General features: G+C 69.6%; 11 protein-coding genes. 9 read left to right on the top strand and 2 right to left on the bottom strand.

Annotation, left to right across the window (positions count from 1 at the left end; translation table 11 throughout):
* Both HUV01_RS07355 and HUV01_RS07350 read right to left on the bottom strand, forming a co-directional pair.
* The coding region (locus HUV01_RS07355) for a hypothetical protein (protein ID WP_254606456.1) at nucleotides 1–569 on the bottom strand (569 nt) is incomplete at its 3' end.
* An 85-nt stretch (nucleotides 570–654) separates the two neighbouring features.
* The gene (locus HUV01_RS07350) at nucleotides 655–2,121 is read right to left on the bottom strand and encodes a helix-turn-helix domain-containing protein (RefSeq protein WP_174297649.1); all 1,467 of its coding nucleotides are present in this window, start codon (nucleotides 2,119–2,121) and stop codon (nucleotides 655–657) included.
* A 104-nt stretch (nucleotides 2,122–2,225) separates the two neighbouring features.
* Between HUV01_RS07350 and HUV01_RS07345 the strand changes: the two genes are divergently transcribed.
* From HUV01_RS07345 to HUV01_RS07310, 9 genes are all read left to right on the top strand, one after another.
* Nucleotides 2,226–3,752, top strand: coding sequence for an acyl-CoA carboxylase subunit beta (locus HUV01_RS07345; protein WP_174297648.1), 1,527 nt, complete (start codon nucleotides 2,226–2,228; stop codon nucleotides 3,750–3,752).
* Nucleotides 3,753–3,795: 43 nt separating this feature from the next.
* Nucleotides 3,796–4,098 carry a hypothetical protein gene (locus tag HUV01_RS07340; protein ID WP_174297647.1) on the top strand — a complete coding sequence of 101 codons (303 nt, stop codon included), beginning with the start codon at nucleotides 3,796–3,798 and terminating at the stop codon, nucleotides 4,096–4,098.
* A complete protein-coding gene (locus HUV01_RS07335) occupies nucleotides 4,098–4,322 on the top strand; it encodes a hypothetical protein (protein ID WP_174297646.1) in 225 nt (74 codons plus the stop codon). The genes HUV01_RS07340 and HUV01_RS07335 overlap by 1 nt, the downstream gene beginning before the upstream one ends.
* Complete coding sequence (gene mce, locus HUV01_RS07330) at nucleotides 4,319–4,747, top strand: methylmalonyl-CoA epimerase (protein WP_174297645.1); 429 nt, start codon at nucleotides 4,319–4,321, stop codon at nucleotides 4,745–4,747. Before HUV01_RS07335 ends, mce begins: the two co-directional genes overlap by 4 nt.
* Before the next feature lie 81 nt (nucleotides 4,748–4,828).
* On the top strand, nucleotides 4,829–6,976 hold the full coding sequence (gene scpA / locus HUV01_RS07325) for a methylmalonyl-CoA mutase (RefSeq protein WP_174297650.1): 2,148 nt from the start codon (nucleotides 4,829–4,831) through the stop codon (nucleotides 6,974–6,976).
* 4 nt (nucleotides 6,977–6,980) lie between these two features.
* Nucleotides 6,981–7,334 carry a lysozyme inhibitor LprI family protein gene (locus HUV01_RS07320; protein WP_174297644.1) on the top strand — a complete coding sequence of 118 codons (354 nt, stop codon included), beginning with the start codon at nucleotides 6,981–6,983 and terminating at the stop codon, nucleotides 7,332–7,334.
* Entirely contained in the window at nucleotides 7,331–7,462 is a 132-nt protein-coding gene (locus tag HUV01_RS15315) for a hypothetical protein (protein ID WP_302480032.1), read from the top strand. The genes HUV01_RS07320 and HUV01_RS15315 overlap by 4 nt, the downstream gene beginning before the upstream one ends.
* The gene (gene bioB / locus HUV01_RS07315; RefSeq protein ID WP_174297643.1) at nucleotides 7,459–8,556 is read left to right on the top strand and encodes a biotin synthase BioB; all 1,098 of its coding nucleotides are present in this window, start codon (nucleotides 7,459–7,461) and stop codon (nucleotides 8,554–8,556) included. Before HUV01_RS15315 ends, bioB begins: the two co-directional genes overlap by 4 nt.
* 241 nt (nucleotides 8,557–8,797) lie before the next feature.
* A partial coding sequence (locus tag HUV01_RS07310) for an acetyl-CoA carboxylase biotin carboxylase subunit (protein WP_174297642.1) occupies nucleotides 8,798–10,324 on the top strand: 1,527 nt, incomplete at its 3' end.

Genomic DNA, 10,324 nt, shown 5'->3' with positions numbered 1-10,324 from the left:
CGCCGGCCGCCACCGCTACCGCCACCACCTTCGCGCCGGCCGCCACCGCCGCCCGGTCCGGGCGCGTCATGGATCGTCAGCAGCTCGGCGCGAGTGACCATCCCGTCCTTCTTCTCGTCGAACCGGTCATAGATATGGGCGACCGCCGCCTGCAGCTCGACGGGCGTGATAACGTTGTCGCCGTTGGTGTCGACCGTGAACGGGCTGGGCAGGGCGTTGCGGTCCCCCAGCCAGCGTTCGGCCCAGTCGGCGAACTCGATATAGCCCATGCGTCCGGTATCGGCGGTGTCGATCGAGCGGAACGTCCGCTGCACGCCCGCGGCCAGCTCGGCGCGCGAGGTACGGCCGTCGCCGTCGGTGTCGAACCCTGCGATCATCATGCCGACCGGCTCGACCATGATCGTCGCCCGCTCGTCGCCGGCGTGCTGCTGCGGCGCCCGCTGCTGGGTGGACTGATCGTCGGCGGGCGGACCGCCGTCGCCTCCCGGACCGCGCTGCGCCGCCAGAAGCGCGGAAGCCGCGAGAAGGGTCAGTGTGCCGGCGATCGCGGCGGACAGGGGCAGGCGCATGGGACGACCTTTGCGGACAGGGGCAGGCGGTTGGTCGCAGGCGCTGTGCGCGATCCCCGGCCGGCCTGCAACGACGATGGCGCGTTCAGCTGAACCGGTACGGCACCGCGCCGCGCCGGTCCGGATCGATGGCGAGGTCTCCGGCGGCAGGGGGAAAGGCGCGCTGCTCGCAGTCGCGGCGCGGGCAGATGCGGCACGACACGCCGATCGGCACCGGTGCGCTGTCCGCCGCCGATGCTCCCGCCCCCCGTCCGATCGCGAGCCCGTCGGCATAGATGAACTCGGGCGCGTGCTCCACCTCGCATCCCAGCGCCACCGCGTAGCGGCGCGGCGGCCGGGCATAGCTGCCCGACGGCTTCACCAGCCCCTTCGCCATCGACACGTAGCGCGCGCCGTCGGGCATCTCGGCCAGCTGCGCCAGGATGCGGTCGGGGATCGCCACCGCCTCGTGCACGATCCACAGCGGGCAGCCGCCGCCGAACCGCGCGAACTGCAGCCGGGTGGCCGAATGGCGCTTGGTGATGTTGCCCGCCATGTCGATCCGGCAGAAGAAGAACGGTACCCCCGGCGCGCCCGGCCGCTGGAGCGTCGACAGGCGATGGCACGTCTGCTCGAAACTGGTGCCGAACCGCAGGCGGAGCCGGTCGATGTCGTGCCGCTCGTCGCGCGCGGCGGCGCGGAACGCGGCATAGGGCATCAGCAGCGCGCCCGCGGCATAGTTGGCGAGCCCCGCCGACAACAGCTGACGCGCCGCCGCGGAGGTGCCCCCGCCCTCGACCGTCGCGCCGCTCGCCACCGCGTCGATCTGCGCCGACAGCTCCAGCCGCGCGAGCTGGTGCGCCATCGAGAAGCCGGTCGTCTCTGGCGGCTGGGCGGGATCGACGTGCAGCGTGGCGGCGGATGCGTCGAACGTGCGCAGCGACCGGTCCCCCGGCGGCGTGGCCGCGACGCGTATGCCATGGGTCCGCAACCGCGCCTCCAGCCGCGCGACGGGCGATGCGCCGCCGGTCGGATCGTCGGCCAGCTCGACCGCGATCCGCTCGGCGGCACGGTCGATCGCGTCGATGTAGTTGCGCTGGTCGTGGAACCAGTCGCGCGCCTCCTCCCAGGGAAGCAGGCCGCGCTCGGCCGCGCCGCCCTCCACTCGGTCGTCGAGCACGCGCAGCTGGTCCTGTCCGCGCCGGACCGCCTCGTGCAACGCGACCAGCCGACGGGCTAGGGCTGCGCTGTGGCCCAGCGTCCGGCGCATCCCCTGATCGTCGGGCAGGGGCTCGGCGATGCTGGGATCGATCGCGGCGGCGGCGGCGCGGACCAGCACCGACGTCCCTTCCTCGGCATCCACCAGCGCCCAGTCGTCCGGGAAGCAGCGCGCGAGCGCGGCGAGCACCGTGTCCGTCAGCGGCCGGTCGCCGCTCTCGATCTGCGACAGGTAGCTGACGGAGATGCCCAGCCGCATCGCCATCGGCTGCTGCCCCAGGCGCTGCGCGTTCCTCAGCGCGCGGACCTGCGGCCCGGCGTAGCGTTGGCGGGCAGGCTGTCGGGACGGGAGCATTTGCGAACCTTTGCAAGTCACTTTGCAAAATAGCAGTTGCACGGCCGGCGAGCCATCGCAAGAACGCGCTGCCCCTGGCCAAGACCGCAAGAGAGGATGCCCGCATGTCAGCCACCATCGCCGAGCTGGAACGCCGCCGCGCGGCGGCGCGCATCGGCGGCGGCGAGAAGCGGATCGCCGCGCAGCACGCCAAGGGCAAGCTGACCGCGCGCGAGCGGCTGGACGTGCTGCTCGACGAGGGATCGTTCGAGGAGCTCGACATGTTCGTCGAGCACAACGCGATCGATTTCGGCATGGCGGAGCAGACCTTCCCCGGCGACGGCGTGGTGACGGGATCGGGCACGATCAACGGCCGGCTGGTGTTCGTGTTCAGCCAGGATTTCACCGTCTTCGGCGGCTCGCTGTCCGAACGCCACGCCAGCAAGATCTGCAAGATCATGGACATGGCGATGAAGGTCGGCGCGCCGGTGATCGGCCTGAACGACTCGGGCGGCGCACGCATCCAGGAGGGGGTGGCGAGCCTGGGCGGCTATGCGGAGGTGTTCCAGCGCAACGTGATGGCGTCGGGCGTGGTGCCGCAGCTGTCGCTCATCATGGGGCCGTGCGCGGGCGGGGCGGTATATTCGCCGGCGATGACGGACTTCATCTTCATGGTGAAGGACTCAAGCTATATGTTCGTCACCGGACCCGACGTGGTGAAGACCGTGACCAACGAGATCGTCACGCAGGAACAGCTCGGCGGCGCGGTGACTCACACGACCAGGACCAGCGTCGCCGACAACGCGTTCGAGAACGACATCGAGGCGCTGCTGGCGGCGCGAGACTTCATCGATTTCCTGCCCGCCTCGAACCGCGAACCCGTGCCCGAGCGCCCGACCGATGATCCGTGGGACCGGCTGGAGGACAGCCTCGACACGCTGGTTCCCGCCAGCGCCAACCAGCCGTACGACATGCACGAGCTGATCGCCAAGGTGGTGGACGAAGGTGACTTCTTCGAGGTGCAGCCCGCTCACGCCGCCAATGTCCTAGCCGGCTTCGGGCGGATCGAGGGGCGCACGGTGGGCCTGGTCGCCAACCAGCCGACCGTGCTGGCGGGCGTGCTGGACATCAACTCATCGAAGAAAGCGGCCCGGTTCGTGCGCTTCTGCGACGCGTTCGACATCCCCATCGTGACGTTCGTCGACGTCCCCGGCTTCCTGCCCGGCACCGCGCAGGAGCATAACGGCATCATCAAGCATGGCGCCAAGCTGCTGTTCGCCTATGCCGAGGCGACGGTGCCCAAGATCACCGTCATCACCCGCAAGGCCTATGGCGGGGCGTACGACGTGATGGCGTCCAAGCACCTGCGCGGCGACCTCAACTACGCCTGGCCCACCGCCGAGATCGCGGTGATGGGGGCAAAGGGCGCGGTGGAGATCATATTCCGCGGCAGGACGCCCGACGAGATCGCCGAGCGCACGGCGGAGTACGAGGCGCGCTTCGCCAACCCGTTCGTGGCGGCGAGCAAGGGCTTCATCGACGAGGTGATCCAGCCCCACTCCACGCGCCGTCGGATCGCGCTGGGGCTGCGCAAGCTGCGGGGGAAGCAGCTGGAGAACCCGTGGAAGAAGCATGACAACATCCCGTTGTGAGCGACGCGGACACACATTATAAGGTGATGTGAAGGAGCTCGCCATGCAGACCGAACGTGTTACTTTCCTGACCACTCCCGACCTCAAGGCGGCGCTCGACGCGTTCGCCACCAGCAACGGCATGTCGGTCGGCCATGTCGTCCGCGAGGCGACCACCAGCTACATCGCGCAGGAAATGGCGGAAGAGGACGAAGCGCGGATGCTCGTGATGGAGGAGGTCGAACGATCGTTGCCACGCATGCAGGACGATTTGAACGCGATCCGCGCGAGCATCGCGGAGGCGCGCGCCGCGATCGCCGAGGCCCTCGCCGTCTCGTCGCCGGGGCCGCAGGAGCTCGCGGCCTGATGGCGGTGTCCGACAAGACCTGGGGCGTGTTCAAGGCGTTCGTGCTCTATCAGGAAACGATCAAGAGCGTGCGCGACGACACGGCGGCGCTGGCCCGCGACATGGTCGCGCTCAGCCGGGCGCACGCCTCGCTGTCGGAGCGTGTCTCCCGGCTGGAGGGCTTCATTCAGGGGGCGACGCGGGCGCCGTTCTCGCTGGACGACCAGGGAAGGCTGCCCCAATGACCGCGCCGCCCATCCTCGGCCGCCTCAACCACGTCGGCGTCGCCACGCCATCCATCGCGCGCTCGGTCGAGACGTACCGCACGCTGCTCGGCGCGACCGCGATCGGGGAGCCGTTCGACCTGCCCGCGCAGGGCGTGCGCGTGTGCTTCGTGGACGCGCCCAACACGCAGGTCGAGCTGATCGAGCCGTATGACGACGCCTCGCCGATCGCCGGCTTCCTCCGCCGCAACCCGGCGGGCGGGCAGCATCACGTCTGTTTCGAGGTGCCCGACATCGCCGCCGCGGTCGCGGACCTCGCCGCCAAGGGCGCGACCGTGCTGGGGAGCCCACGGATCGGCGCGCACGGGACGCCGATCGTCTTCGTCCACCCACGCGACATGGGCGGGCTGCTGGTGGAACTGATGGAGGCTCCCGATGAGCATTGACTCGGATTCCCTCTCCCGACGGGAGAGGGATTTGAGCAAAACACGGGCGAGGACACCGGGGCCGCGCCGCCCAGGCGCGACCTGCCCGAGCCATCCTCCCACCCGACGCTCGCCAAATGGGAGGCTCTCGCGGCCAGGGAGGTCAAGGGCCGCGACCTGAGCTGGCCGACGCCGGAGGGGATCGCGGTGAAGCCGCTCTACACCGCCGCCGACGTGACGGCCGACCCCGGCCTGCCCGGCTTTGCGCCGTTCACGCGCGGGGTGCGCGCGTCGATGTACGCCGGGCGGCCGTGGACGATCCGGCAGTACGCCGGCTTCTCGACCGCGGAGGAGTCCAACGCCTTCTATCGCCGCAACCTCGCCGCCGGGCAGAAGGGGCTGAGCGTCGCCTTCGACCTCGCGACCCACCGCGGCTACGACAGCGACCACCCGCGTGTCACCGGCGACGTCGGCAAGGCAGGGGTCGCGATCGACAGCGTCGAGGACATGAAGATCCTGTTCGAGGGCATCCCGCTCGACCAGATGTCGGTATCGATGACGATGAACGGCGCGGTGATCCCGATCCTCGCCTTCTTCATCGTCGCCGGCGAGGAGCAGGGCGTGCCGCGCGCGCAGCTCGACGGGACCATCCAGAACGACATCCTCAAGGAGTTCATGGTCCGCAACACGTACATCTACCCGTCCGAGCCCTCGATGCGGATCATCTCCGACATCTTCGGCTACACGTCGCGGGAGATGCCGAAGTTCAACTCCATCTCGATCAGCGGCTATCACATGCAGGAGGCGGGGGCGACGCAGCTCCATGAGCTTGCCTTCACCATCGCCGACGGCATGGAATATGTGAAATACGGCGTCGCCAGCGGGCTCGACATCGACAGGTTCGCGGGCCGGCTTAGCTTCTTCTTCGCGATCGGCATGAACTTCTTCATGGAGGTCGCCAAGCTGCGCGCCGCGCGGGTGCTGTGGCACCGGGCGATGACGGAGCTCGGCGCGAAGGACGAGCGGTCCAAGATGCTGCGCACCCACTGCCAGACGTCGGGCGTGTCCCTGACCGAGCAGGACCCGTACAACAACGTGATGCGCACGACGATCGAGGCGATGGCGGCGATGCTGGGGGGCACGCAGTCGCTCCACACCAACGCGCTGGACGAGGCGATCGCGCTGCCCACCGACTTCTCCGCCCGCATCGCGCGCAACACGCAGATCGTGCTGCAGGAAGAGACGGGGATGACCAGGGTCATCGATCCGCTCGGCGGCAGCTATTATGTCGAAAGCCTGACGCAGCAACTCGTCGACGCGTCCTGGGAACTGATCGAGCGCATCCAGCGCGAGGGTGGGATGGCCCGTGCGGTCGCCGCCGGCTGGCCCAAGGCGATGATCGAGGAGGCCGCCGCCGCGCGCCAGGCACGGGTCGACCGGGTCGAGGACGTGATCGTCGGCGTCAACCGCTACCGCAAGGAGGGCGAGGACCCGATCGAGATCCTGGACGTCGACAACGTCGCGGTGCGCGCCGGCCAGATCGCGCGCATCGACCGCATCCGCGCGACCCGCGACGAGGGCGTGTGCCGGGCGGCGCTCGACGCGCTGCGCGAGGGCGCGCGAGGCTCGGAAAATCTCCTCGCGCTCGCCGTCGACTGCGCCCGCGCGCGCGCGACGCTGGGCGAGATCAGCGGAGCGATGGAAGACGTGTTCGGCCGCTACGGCACGCAGCCGACGCCGGTCAGCGGCGTCTACGGCGGCGCCTACGATGGCGACGCGGCCTGGGCGCGGCTGGAGGACGGCGTGGTCGCTACGCAGCGCCGGCTGGGCCGCCGCCCCCGCATGCTGGTCGCCAAGATGGGCCAGGACGGGCACGATCGCGGGGCCAACCTGGTGTCGAGCATGTTCGGCGATCTGGGGTTCGAGATCGTGCCGGGGCCGCTGTTCCAGACCCCGTCGGAGGCGGCGGCGCTGGCGATGGACCGCGACGTCGACGTGGTCGGCGCATCGAGCCTCGCGGCGGGGCACAAGACGCTGATCCCCGAGCTGATCGGCCATTTGCGCGAGGCGGGACGCAGCGACATCAAGGTGATCTGCGGCGGCGTCATACCCGCGCAGGACTATCAGGCGCTGCGCGACGCTGGCGTCCAGGCGATCTTCGGGCCGGGCACCAACCTGATCCAGGCGGCGGAGGAGGTGCTGCGCCTGCTCGGCCACAACATGGCCCCGCAGGAAGACGCGGCGGAGTAGCGATATGACGATTGTCGCCACGATGCTGCTGGCAGGTGCGCCGATCCAGACGCAGGCGGATCTGAATCAGCGCGCGCTCGACGCTTGGGGACAGGCCGACGCCGCGATGAACGCGCAGTACCGCGTGACCATGGCGGCGATGAAGCGGCTGGACGGCGACCCTTCGCCAGACAACAGGCTTGGCTACGCCGCCGCCATGCTGGCGAGCCAGCGCGCGTGGCTCTCGTTTCGCGATGCCGATTGCGTGGTCGAGGGCTATGGTATGCGGGGCGGCAGCGCGGAGCCGGCCGAGCGGAGTTTCTGCATGACCAGACTGACACGCGCGCGCACCTCATGGCTGAAGGCGCAGACGCGGTGACCGGCGGACAAGTCCTCGACGTCCGTTGCGAAGCCGCCAGTCTGGTCGTCGACCTGATGGACATCGACGAGGATTTGAGCGCGGAGGGCCTGCTCCGGGGAGCGCCCGCGCCGGGGAGAGCCGCATGACCGATACATTGCTTTCCCCCTCGCGGGAGGGGTCAGGGGTGGGGCCGTCCACGGACGTCGCGGCTGGCGCGCAGGCCCGCCCCCTCCGGCAAGCGGGAGGGGAGCCAAGTCGCACCGACTGGACCCGCGCGGAGATCGCGGCGCTGTTCGACCTGCCGTTCACCGAGCTCGTCTTCCGCGCCGCCGCCGTCCACCGCGCGCACCACGCGGCGGGCGAGGTTCAGCTGTGCACGCTGCTGTCGATCAAGACCGGCGGCTGCCCGGAGGATTGCGGCTATTGCTCGCAGTCAGCGTCGGCGGACAGCGGGGTCAAGGCGACGAAGCTGATGGACGTGCGCGCGGTGCTCCAGGCGGCGGCGCAGGCGAAGGACGCTGGGTCGCGGCGTTTCTGCATGGGCGCGGCGTGGCGCAACCCCAAGGACCGCGACATGGACGCGGTGGTCGCGATGGTCGAGGGTGTCCGGGCGATGGGGCTGGAGACGTGCATGACGTTGGGCATGCTGGAGCCGCATCAGGCGCGGCGGCTGGCCGAGGCGGGGCTCGATTACTACAACCACAACATCGACACCTCGCCCGAGCGGTACGGCGACGTCATCACCACCCGCAGCTTCGAGGACCGGCTGGATACGCTGGCCACGGTGCGCGAGGCGGGGATCAACGTGTGCTGCGGCGGCATCGTCGGCATGGGCGAGACGCGTGAGGACCGGGTCGGCTTCGTACACGCGCTCGCGACGCTGCCGCGCCATCCCGAGAGCGTGCCGGTCAACGCGCTGGTGCCGGTCAAGGGCACGGTGCTGGGCGACATGCTCGCCGACACGCCGCTGGCCAGGATCGACGACATCGAGTTCGTGCGCACGGTGGCGGTGGCGCGGATCACGATGCCGCTGAGCATGGTGCGATTGAGCGCCGGGCGCGAGAGCATGTCGGAGGCGACGCAGGCGCTATGCTTCCTGGCGGGTGCGAACTCGATCTTCACCGGCGACAAGCTGCTCACCGCCGGCAACCGCGGCGACGACGCCGACGCGGCGCTGTTCGCGAAGCTGGGCGTGCGGCCGATGGCGGGCGAGGAGCCTATGCGGGTGGCGGCGGAGTGATGCTCCGAGCTGTTACCCTGATCACGTTCAGCCTGATCTACTGGGCCTTTGCAGCCTTTGTGATTGCACTTGCCTCAATTGCTCCGTGCGGCCTCGCACCGGGCGCGTGGTGCGAGCAAGAAGGTCCTGGCTGGTTCGGCGCTACGCTTGGCTTTTTAGGTCCTCTCGGCGTCCTAATGCTCGCACTGGTCATTTACGCCGGCGTCCTCATGCTCAACACTCGCAAGCGAAAGACGAACTAGTGTTCAACAAAATCCTGGTCGCCAATCGCGGCGAGATCGCGTGCCGGGTATTCCGCACCGCCAAGCGCATGGGGCTTAGGACCGTCGCGGTCTATTCGGACGCTGACGCGCGCTCCCCGCACGTGCTGATGGCCGACGAGGCCGTCCGTCTTGGCCCCGCGCCCGCCGCGGAGAGCTATCTCAAGCCCGAGCTGATCCTGCTCGCCGCCAGGGAGACGGGCGCGGACTGCATCCATCCCGGCTACGGTTTCCTGTCCGAGCGCGAGAGCTTCGCGCGCGCCTGCACCGAGGCGGGGATCGCCTTCGTCGGCCCGCCACCCAACGCGATCGCCGCAATGGGCGACAAGATCGAGGCGAAGAAGCTCGCCCGCGCCGCCGGCGTCAACGTCGTCCCCGGTTTCCTGGGCGAGATCGACGACACCGAGCACGCGGTGCGGATCGCGGGCGACATCGGCTATCCGGTGATGATGAAGGCCTCGGCCGGCGGCGGCGGCAAGGGCATGCGCCTCGCCTGGTCGGAAGCCGACGTGCGGGAGGGGTTCGAGGCGACCAAGCGGGAGGGCCTCGCGTCCTTCGGCGACGACCGCGTATTCATCGAGAAGTTCATCGAGTCGCCCCGGCATATCGAGATCCAGCTGCTCGGCGACCAGCATGGCACCGTCCTGTACCTCGGCGAGCGCGAATGCTCGATCCAGCGGCGGCACCAGAAGGTGGTGGAGGAGGCACCGTCGCCCTTCGTCACGCCCGAGATGCGCCGCGCGATGGGCGAGCAGGCGGTCGCGCTCGCCAAGGCGGTCGGCTATTACTCCGCCGGCACGGTCGAGCTGATCGTGTCGGGCGCGGATACGACAGGCAAGGGTTTCTACTTCCTGGAGATGAACACGCGGCTCCAGGTCGAGCATCCGGTGACGGAAGCGATCACCGGCCTCGACCTCGTCGAGCAGATGATCCGGGTCGCGGCGGGCGAACGCCTCGCCTTCGGGCAGGACGACGTGGCGCTGAACGGCTGGGCGATCGAGAACCGGGTGTATGCGGAGGATCCCTATCGCGGGTTCCTGCCCTCCACCGGCCGGCTGGTACGCTACGCGCCGCCCGAGGCGGAGAGCCACCAGTCCCCCTCCCGCTTGCGGGAGGGGCTAGGGGTGGGAACGCCCGTCGCGAGTCCTGCTGACGGCTTGTCTTCCCCACCCCCGACTCCTCCCGCGAGCGGGAGGGGAGAAGGTTACGTCCGCGTCGACGACGGGGTGCGCGAGGGCGGGGAGGTGTCGATCTTCTACGATCCCATGATCGCCAAGCTCGTCACCTGGGCTCCGACCCGCGAGGCGGCGGCGGACCTTCAGGTCGCGGCGCTCGACGCGTTCGAGATCGAGGGCGTGGGCAACAACATCGACTTCCTGTCGGCGCTGATGCAGCACCCGCGCTTCCGCGCAGGCGAGCTGACGACGGGGTTCATCGCCGAGGAGTATCCGGACGGCTTCGCCGGCGCGCCGGCCGCGCCCGGGCTGGTCCGCACGCTCGCCGCGGTC

It is taken from the genome of Sphingomonas bacterium (genome assembly GCF_903643035.1).
Taxonomy (GTDB): Bacteria; Pseudomonadota; Alphaproteobacteria; order Sphingomonadales; family Sphingomonadaceae; genus Sphingomonas.
Note: the sequence above shows the minus strand (reverse complement) of the source record. Positions and strands in the feature narration are given on the sequence as shown.